This window comes from Enterorhabdus sp. P55, assembly GCF_009911695.1.
Lineage (GTDB): Bacteria > Actinomycetota > Coriobacteriia > Coriobacteriales > Eggerthellaceae > Enterorhabdus.
On record NZ_QWKK01000006.1, the window covers coordinates 1 to 17,976 of the forward strand.

The following is a 17,976-nucleotide window of genomic DNA, read 5'->3' on the forward strand; positions in this document are numbered from 1 at the left end:
CGCAGCGGGCCCGAGCAGGGTGCGGCCCGGCAGCGACGGCCGCGCGAAGGGAAAGGCCCCGGCGCCGAACGGGGCGCGCGGGGCCGCGGGAGGGAATGGCAGATGCCCGGGCGGGCGCGCTAGGCGCGCTCGGCGGTGGCGCGGTAGGCGCCCTTCTGGCCGGTCACCTCGAAGGCATAGGTCACGCCGTCCGCCTCGCAGGTGCCCGCGGCGGCGCCCGACGCCGCCAGCTGGTCGGTGACGTCGACGGGGGCGCCGCCGGCCACGCTCACGTGCACGCGGCCGTCAGAGCCCTCAAGCACGATGGCCTGGATCCCGCCGGCCTCGGCCGAGCCCAGGTCGCTGACCTCGAAGGTGCCCGTGGCGCCCTGGGCGCCCGACCCCGCCGTGGCCGTCGAGTTCGACTGGTAGACGACCTCGCCCTCCGTGGCGCCGTCCGCGTGGGCGCTCACCTTGACGGGCTCCGTGGTGTCCTTGACGGTCACCTCCACCGGATCGCCGTTCACCATGACGATGGCCTTCTCCACCCACGTCTCGCCCGTGGCGGCGTAGCACACGCCGTTGCTCACCGCGAACGTCCCGATAAGCGCGGCCATCGCCACCGTCGCGTACTTCAGCGCCAGCGTCGGCGCCTTCTTCGTCTTCTCCATGGGAATGCCCTTAACCTTTCCCAGCAGCTCAGCAGGGGCACGTACCTCTTCCATCATGGCTCGGTACCGGCTCTGGTTGCTCGTCGTCATCCCACGCCTCCTTCAGCTGCTGTCTCAACAGTTTCCGTGCCCGAGTGAGTCGGGTGCGCACCGTGGGCTCCCTGATGCCGAGCACCTCCGCGATCTCGCGCGTGCCGTAGCCCTCGAAGTAGAAGAGGTGCACGACGATGCGGCACTTCTCCGGCAGCGCGGCCAGGGCGTCGTAGAGGCGCTCATGGTCGGGCTCGTCGAAGGCGGGCGGCAGATGCTCGTCGGTGACCTCCTGCAGGCTCACGCGCCGACGCCATGCCGAGCGCCACAGGCTCTTGCACTCGTTCGCCGTCACGCGGATGAGCCAGTGCTTGAGCCGGTCGCCCCCGGCATCGGCCGGCGGCTTGGCGTAGAGCCTCATGAACACCGTCTGGGTGACGTCGTCGGCATCGGCCGCGCTGCGCGTCTGGTTGAGCGCGATGCGGTACACCATGTCGCCATAGGCATCCACGGCGGCGCGATACTCCCGGTTGTCCACGAACGCTCCCTCATCATCTCGGTTGAAAGGCCCTTCAACCGTAATACGCCGCAGCGACGCGAAATGTGCGGGCGGAGGTGCGGTTTTTTCGAAAACGGCGGGCGGAATGGGCCGGGGGGGCCGGGCGAGCGCTGGGGGCGAGGCGGTGAGGGGAGGCGCGGCGCCGGGGGCTGGGACGGCATGACTAGCGTGGGCCGTGGCCGGGCGCCGGGGTCAGGGCCTGTCGTCCATCCGAGGAGGCGCCTTGCGAGTCGATAGTTCGGCATCGCGGCAAGGTCGAGCCGAGGCGACGCGGAACAGACGCCGGGAGCAGACGGGGACGACGAAGGAAGCCCCTCCCCCGTCGACGCGGACAGAACTCGGGACGTTTTCTGGCAAGAGATGACGGGGCTGCAACTTTTTTCGGGCGCGAGACGGCGCTCCGCGCCCCTCGTCTCCGCATCGCGCTATCGCGACCTGGGGAAACGCACGCCGAAACGTCGGCCAGAGGGAGGCCGACGTTGCAAAGTCGTCATCTCTTGCCAGAAACGGGGCCGTTTGCCGCCCGGGCGCGACGGGACGCGTTACCGGCGGCACACGAGGCAGGTGGCGGTGGCGGAGACGCCCTCCTCGCGGCCCTCGAAGCCGAGGCGCTCGGTGGTGGTGGCCTTCACGCCCACGTTTTCTGCCGACAGGCCCATGGCGGCAGCCAGGTTGGCGCGCATCTGGTCACGGTAGGGCGAGAGCTTGGGCGCCTGGGCGGCGATGACGCTGTCCACGTCGAGGATCTCGAAGCCCTGCTCGCGCACGAAGGCGGCCACGGCGGCCAGCAGCTTGAGCGAGTCGGCGTCCTTGTAGGCCGGGTCGGTATCGGGGAACAGCTTGCCGATGTCGCCCCCGCGCACGGCGCCGAGCAGCGCGTCGGCGATGGCGTGGGCCAGCACGTCGGCGTCTGAGTGGCCGTCGAGCCCGCGCGCGTGCGGGATGTCCACGCCGCCCAGGATGAGGCGGCGCCCCTCGGCGAAGGCGTGCACGTCGTAGCCAAGGCCCGTGCGCAGTCCGCGCAGGGCCGCGGGAATCGCCGCGTCGCCAGCCCCCGCGCCGGCCGCTCCCACGCTACTCGCCATGGCTGACCCCCTCGGCGTCCCTCAGGAACATGGTGCGAACGGCGCTGGCCAAAAGCACGTAGTCCTCCGGCACCGTGAGCTTGATGTTGTCGCGCTTGCCCTCCACCACGAGCACGCGACCGCCAAGCCGCTCGATGAGCGCCGAGTCGTCGGTGCCCACAAAGCCGTCAGAGAGCGCGCTCGCGTGGGCGCGGCGGTAGATGCCCGTGCGGAACACCTGGGGCGTCTGGGCGTTCCAGAACACCGAGCGGTCGGGCGTGCCCATGATGACGCCGTTCTCCACCACCTTGAGGGTGTCGACGGCCGGATGCGCCACCACGGCGCCGTCGCAGTCGAAGTTCCCCTTCACCGTGTTGATGGTATGAAGGATGAGGTCGGGCGAGATAAGCGGACGGGCGCCGTCGTGCAGCACCACGTACTCGTAGTCGTCGCCCACATACTCCAGGCCCGAGAACGCCGACTCCTGGCGGATGGAGCCCGCCGGCGCCATGACGACGGGCGTGACGAAGGGGAACGGGTCGATGGCGCGGGAGAGGTACTCGCGCATGCGCTCCTCCGGGCACACGATGACGATGAGCCCCACGTCACCCACGGCGTCGAAGGCCTCGGCCGACCAGGTGAGGATGGGCTTGCCGGCAATCTCCACCAGCTGCTTGCCGCCTTCTTTGCCGAAGCGCTCGCCCGTGCCGCCGGCCAGGATGATGGCCGCCGTCTGGGGGTTCTTGTCCACCTTGCCCTGCAGCCCGCAGCTCACCTGGCTGAGCGCGTCGAAGTCGAGGCCGTCAAGCAGCAGCTCCGGTGCGCGCAGCACCGCCGGCTCGAAGATGGGATCGATGGTCTTGGACATTGGGCTACCCCCTGGTGGTTTGTCGGTCGCGTCTAGTATAGAGCAGGACGGCGGCCCGCGCCCGAGCTCGCTCCCCCATCCCGTATAATGCGACAAAGGCCGACGAACCGGGAAGGCGGTGGCAAGCGATGGCGGTGGCTCGCTACGTGCTCATGAACAAGAACACGCCCGTGCTGGCCTTCGAGTACGACCTGGACGAGCACAAGGCCGTGCGCGTCACGCGCACGGAGAACCTCGACGCCGCGCCGGTGGGCCTGGCCGACCGCCACGGCGAAATCTCCAAGCACCAGGTGAACTACTGGTGGCACCATCGCGCCATCCCCGCCTCGCGCGCCCACGTCAAGCGCCTGCTCGAGAACCTGCGGATCGACAGCACGCTCGTGCTGGCCGAGCGGAGCTTCGGGCTGTCGCTCTCGGACCGCTACTGGCTCAACGACGAGGACGACCCCAAGACCTGGGACGCCGTCAACTTCTTCGACAACGACTTCACCGATGACCTGGGGTTCCTCACCCTGGGGCAGGACTCCCAGGGGTCGTCGCCCGACGCACCCGACTACGCGCGGGTGAGCCTCTCGTCGCCCAACAGCACGCTCGGCGGCGACCTGCTCAAGAAGTGGAAGATCATCGACGGGCAGCGCGTCCTGCTGAAATCCGGCATCGGCGCCTTCAACCAAGAGCCCTACAACGAGGTGATCGCCACCGAGCTGCACCGCCGCCTCATGGAGCCGGGCGAGTTCACCCCCTACTGGCTGTTCGAGGACGGCCGCCGCGTGTACTCCGCCTGCGGCAACCTCCTGGGCGACGACGAGGAGCTCGTGGCCGGCTGGGACGTCGTCCGCAACGTGAAGCAGCCCAACAACCTGTCCGACCTCCAGTTCTACGTGCGCCGCTGCGCCGACTTCGGCCTAGACGCCGACGAAGTGATGACCCAGCTGGCCAAGATGTTCGCCTGCGATTTCGTGCTGGCCAACCGCGACAGGCACTACCGCAACTTCGGCGTCATTCGCAACGTGGAGACGCTCGAGGTCACGGGCCTGGCCCCGGTGTTCGACACCGGATCGTGCCTCTGGTCGGACGCGGAGCTGCTGGAGGTGCCGGGCGACTTCCTGTACCGCGCCAAGCCGTTCAAGCGCGACGGCATGAAGCCCGCCGAGCAGGTAGCGCTGTTCGAGGGCTACTTCGGCTGGCTCGACGCGGCGGCCCTCGACGGGTTCCCCGAGGCCGTGGCCGCCATCCTGGGGAAGAGCCCCAACATTCCCGAGCGGCGCATCGGCATCATCGTCGACCAGGTGAAGCGCAAGATCGAGGTGCTCGACCGCATCGCCTGCTAGGCCCAGCGCGGCCCAAGCACGCAAGAAGGGCCCCGGGGGCGTGTCCCCGGGGCCCTCGGCATTCCAGGCGGACGGGCGCGTCGGCTAGTCGGCGGCGCCCCCGGTGAGCGAGCCGGCGGGCGCGGGGCGCGAGCCGGCATGGCCCAGGTCGAAGTTGGTGAGCAGCAGCTCGGCGTCGCGGGCGATGGAATCGCGCTTGCGGGGCGCCGGGATGGAGCCGGTGCCCTCGTTGAACACGAGCTCGCCGTCGACCGCCGTGACGTCCACCACGCTGCCGCTCGTCCAGCGGCCCTCGAGGATCTGCTCGGAGAGCGGATCCTCCAGCAGGCGCTGGATGGCACGGCGCAGCGGGCGGGCGCCGAAGGTGGTGTCGGTGCCCTCCTTGGCGATGAGCTTGATGGCGGCCTCGTCGAGGTTGATGGACATGTTCTGGGCGATCATGCGGTCGCGCAGGTCGGCCACCATGAGCTCGACGATCTGGGCGATCTGCTCCTCGGTCAGCGACTTGAACACGATGATCTCGTCGATGCGGTTGAGGAACTCCGGCCGGAACAGCTTCTTCATCTCCGACATGACGCGGGACTTGATCTCCTTGTCGGAAAGGCCGCTGCCCTCGCTGGCGGAGAAGCCGAGCGTCGTGGTCTGCGCGATGTCGCGCGCACCCACGTTCGACGTCATGATGATGACGGTGTTGCGGAAGTCCACGGTGCGGCCCTGGGCGTCGGTGAGGCGTCCCTCCTCGAGGATCTGCAGGAGGATGTTGAACACGTCCGGATGCGCCTTCTCGATCTCGTCGAAGAGCACCACCGAGTAGGGGCGCTGGCGCACGGCCTTGGTCAGCTGGCCGCCCTCGTCGAAGCCCACGTAGCCCGGAGGGCTGCCGATCAGGCGCGACACGGCGTGCTTCTCCATGTACTCGGACATGTCGAAGGACAAGAGCGCGTCCTCGGAGTTGAACAGGAACTCGGCGAGCGCCTTGGAGAGCTCGGTCTTGCCCACGCCCGAGGGGCCGAGGAAGATGAACGAGCCGGCGGGGCGCTTGGGATCCTTGAGGCCGCTGCGCGAGCGGCGAATGGCCTTGGAGAGCGCGGTCACGGCCTCGTCCTGGCCGATGACGCGCTCGTGAAGCACGCCCTCCATGCGCAGGAGCTTCTCCGTCTCAGCCTCGGTGAGGTTGGAGACGGGCACGCCGGTGGACATGGACACCACGTCCGCGATGTCCTCAAGCGTGACCTGCTGGATGGTCTTGGAGGAGTCCTCGGCCCACTGCTTCTCGGCCTCCTCGCGCTTGGTCTTGAGCTGGGCCTCCTCGTCGCGCAGCTGGGCGGCGCGCTCGAAGTTCTGATCGGCGATGGCGGCGTCCTTCTCGCCGCGGATGCGCCGCAGCTCGTCGTCGAGGTCGCGCAGCTCCTTGGGCAGCGTCATGTTGCGGATGCGCATGCGGGCGCCGGCCTCGTCGAGCACGTCGATGGCCTTATCGGGCAGGTAGCGGTCCTGGATGTAGCGCTCGGAGAGCGTGACGGCGGCCTGGATGGCCTCCTCGGTGAAGCGCACCTGGTGATGGGCCTCGTAGCGGTCGCGCAGCCCCTCCATGATGCGGATGGCCTGCTCCTCGTTGGGCTCGTTGACCGTGAGCGGCTGGAAGCGGCGCTCGAGGGCGGAGTCCTTCTCCAGGTGCTTGCGGTACTCCTCGAGCGTGGTAGCGCCGATGATCTGGATCTCGCCGCGCGACAGCGGGGGCTTCAGGATGGCGGCCGCGTCGATGGAGCCCTCGGCCGAGCCAGCGCCGATGATGGTGTGGATCTCGTCGATGAACAGCAGCACGTCGCCGGCGTCCATGACCTCCTTGATGACCTTCTTCAGGCGCTCCTCGAACTCGCCGCGGTACTTGGAGCCGGCCACGAGCGCCGACACGTCGAGCGTGATGAGGCGCTTGTTGCGCAGCAGGTCGGGCACCTGGTTGGCCACGATGAGCTGGGCCAGCCCCTCGGCGATGGCGGTCTTGCCCACGCCGGGCTCGCCCAGGATGAGCGGGTTGTTCTTCTGGCGGCGCGACAGGATCTGCATGACGCGCTCGATCTCGGCCGCGCGGCCGATGACGGGGTCGAGCTGGCCGTCACGGGCCTTCTTGGTGAGGTCGGTGCCGAACTCCTTGAGCATGGAGTCCGAGCCGGCCCCCGTCGGGTCGAACCCGCCGCGGCCGGCGTAGACGGCGCTCTGGCCCACCAGGTCGTTCAAGGCCGCGCGCACGTCGTCGCCGGTGACGCCCATGCGACCGAGCACCTCGAGCGCGGTGCCCTCGCCCTCGCGGACGATACCGAGCAGCAGGTGCTCGGTGGAGATGTAGGACTGGCCCATCTGCATGGCCTCGCGCAGGGAGTTCTCCAACACGCGCTTGACGCGCGGGGTGAATTGGAGGTGCCCGGAGACATCGGCCTCCTCGTCGATGGAGACCACCTGGCGGATGGTCTGGACGACGCCCTCGTAGCCGACGTTCAGGCGCGCGAGGGCCTGGGCCGCCAGGCCGTCCTTCTCCTGGATGAGCCCGAGCAGGATGTGCTCGGTGCCCACGTAGGGCTGGTGGAGCCCGCGTGCCTCGTCCTGCGCCAGGACCAGCACCTTGCGGGCCTTGTCGGTGAACTTCTCGAATGACATGCTCGCCTCGTTTCTCGCGGAGCTTCAAGCTCTCTCTGTTGCTCGGAATCATCCTAGCATTCCTGTCAAACAAGTGCTAAGACGCCAGCTCGCCGAGGGCGCCCCCCACACATATTATGCGTACATGGGAGATGGGCGATCCGCAGGGCGAGGAAAGACGACTGCCCGCTCGAGCCCCCGCCTCAAATGGCAGAGCGCAGCGAAGCATTCCGCCTTGCAGCCTCCTCCACCCCTATCGTCCCAGGATCCCCAATCGGCCGCCTCCTCCTTTACTTTACTACAGTAGAGCGCTATAGTTTCTGGGCATGTTCCGTCACCGCGAGCCTCCTACTCCGCGGTTTCAGAGAGGAGCCGCCATGAGCGCACCTTACGATGACAACGACCCCTCCGCCTCCGCGCCGTCGCTGCGCCGGCAGTTCGGCCTGCGCGAGGCCATCACCATCACCGTGGGCACCGTCATCGGCGTGGGCCTGTTCACCACGGGCGGCAACATCGTGGGACTCATGGGCCCAGCGGTCATCATCGCCACGCTGGTGGCCATGCTCGTGTCCATCTACCCGGCGCTGCTCTACGCCGAGATGGGAGCGGCGCTCCCCTACGCCGGGGGCACCTACCAGTACGCGGGCCTCGGGCTCGGACGTCCCCTGGGGATGCTCGCCGGCTGGAACTTCATCATCTCGCTCGTGGCCGTCACCGGCGGCGAGTCGCTCGCCTTCGCCTACTACTTCAAGACCATCTTCCTGGCCGTGGGCGTGGAGCTGCCCGTGCCCGACGTGGTGCTCGCCTGCGCGGCGCTCCTGCTGTTCATCGTCACCAACGTGCGCGGCGTGCAGATCACCGGCCGTCTGCAGAACGGGTTCATGTTCTTCTTCTGGGGCGTGGCCGTCATCTGGTTCCTCACGATGATCCCCGAGGTGAGCCTGCCCACCTTCGTGACGACGCCGGACTTCCTGGGCTCCCTGGACGCCTTCGGGTTCATCGCCGCCGTGGCCATGATCTGGTGGTGCTTCGCCGGCTTCGAGACCTGCTGCGGCATGGGCGAGGAGATCCGCTACCCCTCCGTCAACATCCCGCGGGCGCTGAAGCTCGCGCCCTTCATCATCTTCGCCGTGAACGGGGCCTTCCAGTGGTTCCTCGTGGGCATCACGCCGGTGGACGCCATCCCCGGCCTGGCCGACGCGGCCGCCCCCTACGCCGAGGCCATGGTGTCGGCCGGCATCCTGGGGCTGCCGCTTCTGCTGCTGGCCCTCGGCGTGGCCTTCGGCGGCGACTTCTCCACGCTCAACGCGTCGATCGCCGTGCCGCCGCGCTATTTGTTCACCATGGCCCGCGACGGCGCCATGCCCCGCGTGTTCGCGAAGGTGCACCCGCGCTTCCGCACGCCGTACGTGGCCATCATCGCGCTCGGGGCGCTGTCCATCCTGCTCGTGGCCACCTCCACGCTGGACTTCATCGCGTCGCTGTCGCTGTTCGCCGACTTGTTCTACTACATCATCGGCATCGCGGCGGCCCTGGGGCTGCGTCGACGCATGCCCGATCTGGCGCGTCCCTTCCGCGTACCGGGCGTAGCCGTGGGCGTGCCGGTGTCCATCGTCATCTACGCCGTCATGATGAGCCAGCTGGGCACCGAGCCCTTGGTAGTGGGCGCCCTGTGGTGCGTGATCGGGCTCGTGGTGTTCTTCGCCTGCCAGAGCCGCTACGGCAAGCCCGAGCCGGTGTCGGTGGCCGAGGCGCTGCCCGGCGCCGCCGACGTGCCCGACGCGCAGGAAGCCGCGAAGATGGATCGCGAGTACCGCCTGTGGAAGATCGTGGTGGCCGCCTGCTGCGTCGTGGTGGCCCTGCTCTACCTGGTGCCGATGCTGGTGGGATAGGACGCGAGCGGGCGCCCTCGCTACAGCAAGCCGGCGGGGATCACCAGTGTGTCGCCGTCGAGGGCGCTGACCCTCTCGGCCGCGCAGACGATAGCGCCCGTCCCCCGGGGAACCGATGCGCGGTCAAGGACCCCGAAGCTTTTTGTCATCGAACGGCTGGGCGACGCCGTCTTCTTGGGCGAGCAGGGTCGTTTTCCCACCTGACGAGGGCCGGTCACCAGCAGCACCGCGTACTCGCTCGCAGTTTGCTCAACCAACGACTCGATAGCGCGCGGAATATAGCTCATGACCTTGCCCGAAAGGTAATGAGACCATCAGGGGAGCCGGCGCTATGAGATGGGCACCGAAGGGTGCCACTTGAGGAAGCGGGCCTCATCCTGAAGCCAGCGGACAAAATGGGTGATCTGATCCTTCTTCGGGCTATCGAGCGGGTAGACCGCGCAGTCGCGCACGTTCTCCGCTTCCCCGGCGAACGGGATCTTGAAGCATCCGCCGATCGCCGTTCTCTCGGGAGGGCCGTCGAAGTCGGTCATGCCCACCCCCTTGGTCTTCTTGATGGCCGCAAGCGCCATGGCCGAGTTGTCGACGTAGCTTACCTTGGGGCCGCGCCCCTCGGCGGCAAGCGCGTCGAAGAACGCCTTGTAGCGCTGCCGCGAGCCATTGGGGACGATGAGGGTCCGGCCGCGGACGTCCTCGATGCCGAGTGCATCGCGTGCCGCCAGCGGATCGTCCCCGCTCACGATGAGACCCAGTTTGGCCGAGCGCAGGGGCACGGCGGCGCAGCCGTCGAAGGAGCTGGAGAGCGAGCGCAGGATGAGCAGGTCGCGCCTGCCGTTGAGCAGCATCTCCTTCATGGACTCGAAGGGATCTTGAGCCACGCGGACGAAGCAGCCGCCCTCCGCCGAGGCGTATTCGATGAGCGAGTCGAAGGGATCCGTCATCGAGCCGATCACGAAGGAGTCAAGCCCCAAGACCAGCTCATCACGGCCGTCGGCCTCCTCGTTGTAGAGGTCGTCGACGAGACTGATGACCCGCTGCGCCCGGCGCGCGAACCGCTCGCCCTCCGCCGTGAGCCGCATCTGGTTGTGCTTGCGCTCGAAGAGCTGGACGCCCATCTCGGACTCAAGGCTCCTCACCGAGTTGCTGACGGCCTGCCGCGACGTGCCCGTCGCCTCCGCGGCCTTCGCGAAGCTCGCCCCCTCGCACGAGGCGAGAAAGAAGCGCAGCTGGTTGATCTCCACGGGAACACCCCTTCCTGCCCTCAGCCGGCGCACCTGCGGGAAGCACCGCATCAGACGTCTGCGATCCGCCTCCCGACCTGCGCCTCGACTTGCCTTCGAAGCTCGTCGAGCAGCACGTCCACCTGAGTCGCGCCTGCCTCGCCCTCGGCGACCACCCTCACTACGTACACGACGTCGCGCCCCGCCAGGGGATGGTTCAAGTCGAGCACCACCTCGAAGTCGTCCACCTTGACCACCTTGGCAGCCGTGGGCTCCTTGTTCTTGCGCGTATCGCCGTACCACTGGATATACTCGCCCACCGGAAGCGAGCGGTAGTCGGGAATCATGCTCACCGGGATGCGAAACACCGCGTCCTCATCACGCGGCCCGAAGCCCTCCGCAGCCGACACCGCAACCACGCGCTCCTCGCCAAGCGCCATCTCACGCAGAACCCGCTCGAGCCCCTTCGGGACGCAGTTGGCCCCGAACACCACGCGCAGGGGCGCCTTATCCACACGCTCCTCGAATACGGCTCCGTCAGGATACGTTCCCCGATAGGCGATGTCCACCCATGAGCCCAACTCTCTCATCGCGATTGTCCTTCCTCTTGTCGACACGCCCCCGCCGCAGGCGGCGAGCGCGCTATCCGGGAAACACCACGCCCACGGCCATGGGCAGATACACCGTGCTGAACACAAGGCTTACCACCACCGTGGGGATCTCCGCCTTCCACATCTGCCTGACGGTGAACTGGCCGGCATCGTAGGTGTAGGCACGTAATATGTCGATGGGAAGCATGAAGCAGATGGTGCCCCACACGACGCCGACGCACGTCATGACGACCGGATGGATGCCCGTCACCGCGCCAATGCCGATGAGCGCCGGGATGGCGAGGATGGTCACCGGCGGCCCCGCCGGGATAAGCACGCGTATCAGGAACAGCACGAGACACGCAAGGAACAGCGTGAGGGGCACCGGCAAGCCCGCAAGCGTCGCAAACGCGTTGCCCACGAGCCACTGGATGAGCCCCGACTGCTCGATGACTGTGGCCATGACCATGACGCCCGGCAGCAGAAAGAACAGGTCCCATGAGGCGATCTTCTGGAATCGCTCGGGCACCATGACATCCACGCCGGGCAGGTACATGACGATGGCGCCGATGATGACCACCATAGGGCTGCTGAGAAGGGGCACGACCGACCCGGCGAACCACAGGGCCACCATTCCCAAGAAGATGACCAGGGATTTCTTCTCGAGCACCGTCCATCGCCCCAGACTCGTCGCCTCGAGAATCTTCCGATAGGTCGTCGGATCCAGCGGCTCGGGCCGCAGGGTCAGGCAGAGGAATCCCCACAGCACGCATACGATGAACCAGGAGAGGGGGATCATGATGAGCACCCACTGCAGAAACGTGATGTCCACGCCTGCCGTGGCGCGGAGCAGCTCGATGGCCACCACGTTGCTCGGAGCGCCCACCGGCGTTATGCAGCCGCCGGCATAGGCCGCGAGCGGAATGCCGATCATCATGGCCGCGCGCAGATTCCGGTTCTCCCCCGTCACCACCCGTCGCTCGATGCCAAACAGCGAAACCACGAACGTGTACACGATGGTCGCTGCCGTCATGTCATCGCAAAACGAGGAGATGAGCGCGCAGGTGGCAAGGATAACCAGGAGAAAGGCCCGGCCGCTGTCCTTGGTGAACCGCACGAGGAACCCCACCAGACGCAGCGGGATGCTCGTCTGCGAGAGCATGCCCGCCAGGAAGAACGAGCCGAGCACCATGATGCTTGCGCTCGTCATGAATGACTTGAGCGCCTCGGACATGGAGTCGTAGCAGCCAACCGCCACGCAGGCCGCGCACACGTAGAGCGTGACGATCATCTTGGGGAAGATGTCGAATAGCCACATGATCACCGATGAGAACAGCACGCCGAACACATGCCATGCCGCGACAGCCAGGCCCTCCGGCGGCGGCGTGAGCGCGAAAAAGAGCAGGAACGCCAGTGCGATTGCGATGCCGACGATACGCTTTGCCATCTCTCCCCCCTTCGCTTCATCCCCTGCATGGCCCGGCGCCGCAGCACGCCGCCGCAACGCCGGACCCGTTGGGCCATCAGACTACCGCGGGCACCAGAGCACCTGGTTCGGTTTCCGCTCAAGCTCCAGGGCCAGCTCGGACACCGGGCCGAACTTCATCACCTGCGCCAGGCAATGGTGCACGCAGGTGGGCTCGCGCCCGGCAGCCACGCGGTCGGCGCACAGGTCGCAGAGCTTGGCGGGAACGGGAATCTTGTGCCAGTTCCAATCATGGGGCTCTTCGACCAGCCAGGGGCCGTCGTCGAACACGCGGATGCCCCATGTGCCTACTGGATAGCCGTGCTCCTCCTTGCAGGCCACCTCACACGATTGGCATCCGGAGCAGAACTCGTAGTCGATAAGCAGGCCGTAGCGTCCCATGCCTACTCCTCCTTTCCCGCCGCGGGCGAGTCGCTTCGGTAGCTTTCATCCTCATCCAAGCGGTAGAAGTTGTCATCATACTTGTGCTTGGGCATTCCCGGCTGATCGATGCCCTCGACGTCGACGCGCTCGAAGTCCTCTGGCACCGCCTTGCGGAAGTCGCAGAGCAGGCACTTGTAGGGAGCGCCGAAGCCCAGCTTTCCGTTGCGGGAGTGGGGCACGAGGCTGTTGATGTTCGACTTCCACACGCCGTAGAAGTGCGGCGCCTCGCCATCCTCCTCAGGGAACCACCAGCCGTGCTGAGCATGCACGAGACCCGGCTTGACGGCGTTGGTGACCTTGGCGACGAACAGGCAGAAGCCGAACTGGTTCTCCACGCGCACCCAATCGCCGTCCTTAACGCCCTTGGCCGCAGCGTCCACGGCACTAACCTCGAAGACCGGGTCGGGCACCAGCTCGCGCAGGTAGGGGATCTGGCGCCCCTCCGAGTGGAAGTAGGCGTACTCGCGAGCGCCCGTGGTGAGAATGAAGGGATACTTCTCAGCCACCTCCGGAGTGGACACCGGGCTGAACGGGGGCTCCACATAGTAGGGCAGCGGGTCCTCTCCAAACGACTGGAACGCGTAGGAGTAGAGCTCGAGGCGCCCCGTCATCGTGTTGAAGCCCGGGTTGCCGTCAGGGCGCAGGTGCCCGGTCTCGTACTTGCGGTAGCCCACGACGCGCTGGTGCGTGACCTCCTCGCGTAGCTTGGCGTGGTTCATGCCCGTGCCGCCGACGAAGTAGTCGTCGATGAACTCCATGGGGGTGCAGGCGTTCTCGCCCGTCCAGGCAGAGGGGTTCACGATGAGGCCCATGTCATGATAGTTGTAGAACTCTCCCTTGCACTCCCCCACCTCGATGCACTTGTTCAGCGCGCTGTAGTAGTTCGGGGTGCCACCATAGTGGGTGGGGACGATGGAGTCCTGCTCGATGCAGGAGGAGACAGGCAGGAACACGTCGCACAGGGCCATGGCCGTCGGGGTCATGAAGATGTCGTTAACCCAGTTGAAGTCAAGGTCCTTGGCGGCGTTGTACCAGCGCTTCGGCTGCGCGGAGCAGGTGGGCGCGAGCAGGTTGGTGGAGCCGAACCAGATGCCGTGGATCTGGTAGGGCACGGCGGTCTCCAGGGCGTCGAGCGCGCGATCCGCGTGGGCGCGCAGCATCATGTTGACGTAGGCGGGATACTCCTCCAGGCCGATGACCTTCTCCTTCAGCTCGTCGGGGAGGAGCCTCCAGCCCAAGCCCGCGACCACCTTGTCGCCGGAGCCGTCGAAGATGTCTTGGAGGATGTTGCCGCCGGGAACGTCGAAGTTGCCCGTGATGGCGATGAGGCTCAGGATGCACTGGCCCGCCTGGGCGCCGTTGACCGTCTGGTCGATGGCCAGGCCCCATGCGATGGACGCCGGCTTGGCGCCCGCATAGGCGCGGGCGGCCTCCCTGATCTCCTCCGCCGGGATCTCGCAGATCTCCGCCGCGCGCTCGGCCGGCATGGTGGCCACGCGCTCGGCCAGCTGCTCGAAGCCGTAGCACCACTTGTCGACGAAGTCGTGGTCGTAGAGGTCCTCGCTGATGATGGTGTCGAGCATGGCCATGCCAAGCGCCGCATCGGTACCGGGGCGCAGCTGCAGGTGGTAGTCGGCCAAGGCGCATGTCCATGTCAGGCGCGGATCGACGCACATGAGCTTGGCACCGCGCTTCACCAGGTCGAGGACGGCGTGGCCGAACAGGCCGTCGCCGTTGGAGACGAGGGGCTCCTTGCCCCACTGGACGATCATCTCCGGTACCTGGTACTGCGGGTCATCGTAGCCGCCCGGCAAGCCGCCGGCAAAGTCGATCTCCGGATAGGGCGCGCCCAGCAGGTACTGGGTGATGGAGACGCGCGGCCCGTAGCAGGCGAAGCCTGATTGAGCGTAGCAGCCGTTCGGCGTGCCGAGCGCGCGGTGGGCACCTACCCCAGCCATCTGGGTCATGCGGCCGGTGCCGGTCATGGCCAGCATGGTCTCAGCGCCATACTCCTCCTTGATGCGGCCGACGTTCTCCGCAATGATCTCGTAGGCCTCCTCCCAAGTGCAGCGTTCCCACTTGTCCTTGCCGCGATCCTCCCGGGCGCGCTTCATCGGGTAGATGACGCGGTCGGGATGGTAGGTGAAGTCCTTCAGCGTGAGACAGCGGACGCACAGGCGTCCCTTCGTGACGGGGTGGTTCTCGTCGCCCTCGATGCGGACGAGCTTGCCGTCCTTCACGTAGGTCTTGATACCGCAGCCCGTCGGATGGCAGCCCGGTGCCGACCAGGCCGCTCCGCGCGTGACCACCGTGCCGTCCTCCTCAACCCAGCGCCACGGCTTGCCGATGTCATTGTCGAATTCCATTGGTTCTCCTCTCGTGGTATCTCATCGCAACACCGGGCGTGAGGTCCTCCAAAGCTGCTCCGCAGCTCTCGCAGGCCCCTCGCCCCGGATCGTTCAAGGTGCCGCAGACTGCGCAGGGAGCCTTGGGCTCAATACCCGCTCGAACCCCCTTGCAGGCCCCGCATTGCATACAGGCGTAGCCGCACATCCGCGTCGTCGCTACGCGGCCTTGGTGGCCTCGGACTCGGCGAGCTCGCGGGCAACCTGGTCGGACAGCTTCTTGTTCATGGGGTTGAACAGGGTGAGCACGACACACGCGATGCCGAAGGCAGCCGGCAGGCCGCTGAACAGGAACTTGAGCCCGCTGGCAGCCTCGGCCGTCACCGCCGTGGCATCGAAGCCGATGGCCACCAGGCCAAAGCCAAGCACCGTGGAGCCGATGGTGATGGCCAGCTTGGGAATGAGCGAGAACAGCATCATCATGAAGGGCTTGAGGTCGCGTCCAGCGCGCAGGGACGAGTAGTCGACGACGGAGCTGTAGTAGGCGATCTCGCAGGAATGCGCAAAGGCCCAGCCGACGTAGCCGACGCACATGAGCGCGGTCAGCACCACCGGGTTGGAGCCCAGCAGGAAGGCACACAGCAGGCAGGAGGTGAAGATGCCGACGCCAAGGGCGTAGAGGTTTCTCGAGCCCTTGATGTACTTGGCGACGAACGGGGCGATAAAGGAGCCGAGGATCATGAGGCCCGTCGAGCTGGACAAGTACACCGTCAGCATGGAAGCATCGCCCGCCACGTAAGTGTAGTAGAAGGCCGACAGCCCGTTCACGATCATGTACATGGCGGTGCGGCACATGCCGGCGCAGATGAACAGCACGAACGGCTTGCACAGGGTGTAGCGGATCATCTGCCACAGCGACGCATCGTACTGGTCGGTCTTCTTCTCCTGGCCCTGCTTGTCGGCTTCCTCCGCCTCGTTGATCGCATCAGCCTTCTTGCATGCGGCAGCCAGCTGCGTGTAGGCGATGACGTAGAGCGCCGCGATGGAAACGGCGAACAGCGAGTAGCCCATCACGTCGTTGCCTTGGCCGAACAGGGCCACGGCGCTCACCGCGACGAGCGAGAAGACGAACTGGCCGGCCGAGTTCAGCAGGTTGCGCGTCGCGGAGTAGGCGATGCGGTTGTCCGGGTTAGGCGCCAGCAGGGGCAGCACGCCGTTGTAGGCGGTGTAGGCCAGGTTGAAGCAGAGGTTGTAGCCGAAGCACGCCACGCCAAACCAGACCGCCTGCCCCAGGCCCGTCATCCCCAGGTCAGTGAAGCGCATCCAGAAGAACAGGCCGCAGAGAACGGCGCCCATGACAAGCCACGGGCGAAACATGCCGTACTTGCCGTGAAACAGGCGGATCTTCTGCATGATCGCGCCCAAGAAGGGCAGCGACACGGTGTCCACGAGGGCGGTTATGGACAGCACGCTTGCCATAAGCACGGTGTCAAGGCCTGCCGTGCCCGTCAGGTACACCGCCCAGAAGGTACTGATCATAGCCGTCATCATGGTGGAGAACATGATGCCCAGGCCATAGCGGAATGCCATGACGCTGTAGCCCACGCCCTTTCCCTGACCCGTCTGAGGCTCAGGGGCCTCCCCCTCAACGCCCGGGGCGCTTAGCGTCTTTTCCTCAAAGTTTCCCATCTTCCTCCCTTTCGCTCCATGAGCTTTCGCCTTTCCCGAAACCCCGACGTCCCTCCTTCCGTCCGCGTGGCCGATGACGGAAATGTACCGTGCGGCCAGGAGCTTTTCCAGGCTCAGGGGGTGGTCGCGGAAGTTGTCAACCGCGTATCGAAATTGTCCAAGCGGCGCAGGGGAGGCAGGGATGGCGAAGAGAGCCGCGAGGGCCCTAGCGCGAGCGTTCGCGCAGCGCGGCTACGAGGGGATCGACCTTGGAGAGACCGAGGACATCCAGGCGCCCGCCCATCACGTAGCCCTTGAGGAAGCTTCGCACGCTGCGCGCCTGAGCCTGGTCATCACGATAGACGAGGCAGTCATAGAGGCAACGCTGCCGGCCGTCTTCTTCGAGGGGAATCACCCGGTAGGCGCCATAGGCGGCCGCCGCCCCGTCCTCCCCCATCGCCACGAGCGCGGCAGCGCCTCGGCGGGATACCATGCCGAGGACAAGCGAGGGGTCGTCGACGCAGGAGAGCTCACGCAGCTCTACGCCTCGGGCGCGGCACTCAGAGAGAAGGGCTGCATGGCGATAGCGATGGCCGCGAGCCGTCACCAGACGACAGGCTGCCAGGTCAGGCACCGCAAGACGCTCCCGCGCGCTAAGGGGGTGGGCAGCGCCCACCAGCACCCCCAAGGGCTGGCGCCCGAAGCAGATAGCCGCCAGCCCCTCGAAGCTCAGACGGTCATAGCGGCCGAACGCCAGGTCGAACCGCATGTCATAGAGGCCCCGGAGACATCCCTCCGGGTCGGACTCCTCGACGAACGATCGGAAGATGACATCCATGCCGTCGTCCCCGGCACCCAGCAAGCTGCTGCTGGGCAGGATGCGCGCGTCCACGATGACTCGCATCTGGCTGTCACAGCCATCAGCCGATACGGAGAAGTCGCGCGTCAGCCGGTCAAACTCGCTTACCACGCGCTTCGCCTTCTTGGCGAACAGCTCTCCTTCGGCCGTAAGCTGCGGCCGGTTGCCATTGAGCACGAACAGCTTGCGGTGGAATTCCTCCTCAAGGCTCCGAATGGCATAGGTGATAGCGTGTCTCGTCGTGTAGTGGACAGCAGCCGTGTGCGCGTAGTTGAGGCACTCGCTGGCAGTCACGAAATATCGCAGTTGCTTGATGTCCATGGCAAGAATTCTAGCATCCGGCCCGCGACGACGGCT

General features: G+C 66.5%; 15 protein-coding genes. 2 read left to right on the forward strand and 13 right to left on the reverse strand.

Annotation, left to right across the window (positions count from 1 at the left end; translation table 11 throughout):
* Positions 1-119: 119 nt before the first annotated feature.
* The 4 genes from D1643_RS01145 to ispD all read right to left on the reverse strand — a co-directional run bounded on the left by D1643_RS01145 (position 120) and on the right by ispD (position 3,171).
* Positions 120-740, reverse strand: coding sequence for a hypothetical protein (locus tag D1643_RS01145; protein WP_160707792.1), 621 nt, complete (start codon positions 738-740; stop codon positions 120-122).
* Positions 679-1,218 (reverse strand): RNA polymerase sigma factor, encoded by a 540-nt coding sequence (locus D1643_RS01150; protein WP_201750895.1) that lies wholly within the window; start codon positions 1,216-1,218, stop codon positions 679-681. The genes D1643_RS01145 and D1643_RS01150 overlap by 62 nt, the downstream gene beginning before the upstream one ends.
* A 563-nt stretch (positions 1,219-1,781) precedes the next feature.
* Positions 1,782-2,324, reverse strand: coding sequence for a 2-C-methyl-D-erythritol 2,4-cyclodiphosphate synthase (ispF, locus tag D1643_RS01155; RefSeq protein WP_160707793.1), 543 nt, complete (start codon positions 2,322-2,324; stop codon positions 1,782-1,784).
* A complete protein-coding gene (ispD, locus tag D1643_RS01160; protein WP_160707794.1) occupies positions 2,314-3,171 on the reverse strand; it encodes a 2-C-methyl-D-erythritol 4-phosphate cytidylyltransferase in 858 nt (285 codons plus the stop codon). Before ispD ends, ispF begins: the two co-directional genes overlap by 11 nt.
* Positions 3,172-3,299: 128 nt before the next feature.
* Here ispD and D1643_RS01165 point away from each other — a divergent pair, with 128 nt between their 5' ends.
* Entirely contained in the window at positions 3,300-4,502 is a 1,203-nt protein-coding gene (locus tag D1643_RS01165; RefSeq protein ID WP_160707795.1) for a hypothetical protein, read from the forward strand.
* Positions 4,503-4,586: 84 nt separating this feature from the next.
* Here the strand turns inward: D1643_RS01165 and D1643_RS01170 are convergent, their stop codons facing one another.
* Positions 4,587-7,157, reverse strand: coding sequence for an ATP-dependent Clp protease ATP-binding subunit (locus tag D1643_RS01170; RefSeq protein WP_160707796.1), 2,571 nt, complete (start codon positions 7,155-7,157; stop codon positions 4,587-4,589).
* Positions 7,158-7,513: 356 nt separating this feature from the next.
* On the opposite strand from D1643_RS01170, the gene D1643_RS01175 reads away from it, so the two are divergent.
* Positions 7,514-9,028 carry an APC family permease gene (locus D1643_RS01175; protein ID WP_160707797.1) on the forward strand — a complete coding sequence of 505 codons (1,515 nt, stop codon included), beginning with the start codon at positions 7,514-7,516 and terminating at the stop codon, positions 9,026-9,028.
* A 20-nt stretch (positions 9,029-9,048) separates the two neighbouring features.
* Here the strand turns inward: D1643_RS01175 and D1643_RS01180 are convergent, their stop codons facing one another.
* The 8 genes from D1643_RS01180 to D1643_RS01215 all read right to left on the reverse strand — a co-directional run bounded on the left by D1643_RS01180 (position 9,049) and on the right by D1643_RS01215 (position 17,940).
* Entirely contained in the window at positions 9,049-9,315 is a 267-nt protein-coding gene (locus D1643_RS01180) for a hypothetical protein (protein WP_160707798.1), read from the reverse strand.
* A gap of 42 nt (positions 9,316-9,357) precedes the next feature.
* Positions 9,358-10,269, reverse strand: coding sequence for a LysR family transcriptional regulator (locus D1643_RS01185; RefSeq protein WP_160707799.1), 912 nt, complete (start codon positions 10,267-10,269; stop codon positions 9,358-9,360).
* Between the two features lie 50 nt (positions 10,270-10,319).
* Positions 10,320-10,838 (reverse strand): peptidylprolyl isomerase, encoded by a 519-nt coding sequence (locus D1643_RS01190; RefSeq protein WP_160707800.1) that lies wholly within the window; start codon positions 10,836-10,838, stop codon positions 10,320-10,322.
* A gap of 52 nt (positions 10,839-10,890) precedes the next feature.
* Positions 10,891-12,285: an SLC13 family permease gene (locus tag D1643_RS01195; protein WP_160707801.1), complete on the reverse strand. Its 1,395-nt coding sequence runs from the start codon at positions 12,283-12,285 to the stop codon at positions 10,891-10,893.
* Positions 12,286-12,366: 81 nt separating this feature from the next.
* On the reverse strand, positions 12,367-12,705 hold the full coding sequence (locus tag D1643_RS01200) for a 4Fe-4S dicluster domain-containing protein (protein WP_160707802.1): 339 nt from the start codon (positions 12,703-12,705) through the stop codon (positions 12,367-12,369).
* A 2-nt stretch (positions 12,706-12,707) separates the two neighbouring features.
* On the reverse strand, positions 12,708-15,113 hold the full coding sequence (locus D1643_RS01205) for a molybdopterin-dependent oxidoreductase (protein WP_160707803.1): 2,406 nt from the start codon (positions 15,111-15,113) through the stop codon (positions 12,708-12,710).
* 198 nt (positions 15,114-15,311) lie between these two features.
* Positions 15,312-16,781 carry an MFS transporter gene (locus D1643_RS01210; protein ID WP_160707804.1) on the reverse strand — a complete coding sequence of 490 codons (1,470 nt, stop codon included), beginning with the start codon at positions 16,779-16,781 and terminating at the stop codon, positions 15,312-15,314.
* A 205-nt stretch (positions 16,782-16,986) separates the two neighbouring features.
* Positions 16,987-17,940 (reverse strand): LysR family transcriptional regulator, encoded by a 954-nt coding sequence (locus tag D1643_RS01215; RefSeq protein WP_160707806.1) that lies wholly within the window; start codon positions 17,938-17,940, stop codon positions 16,987-16,989.
* Positions 17,941-17,976: the final 36 nt, after the last annotated feature.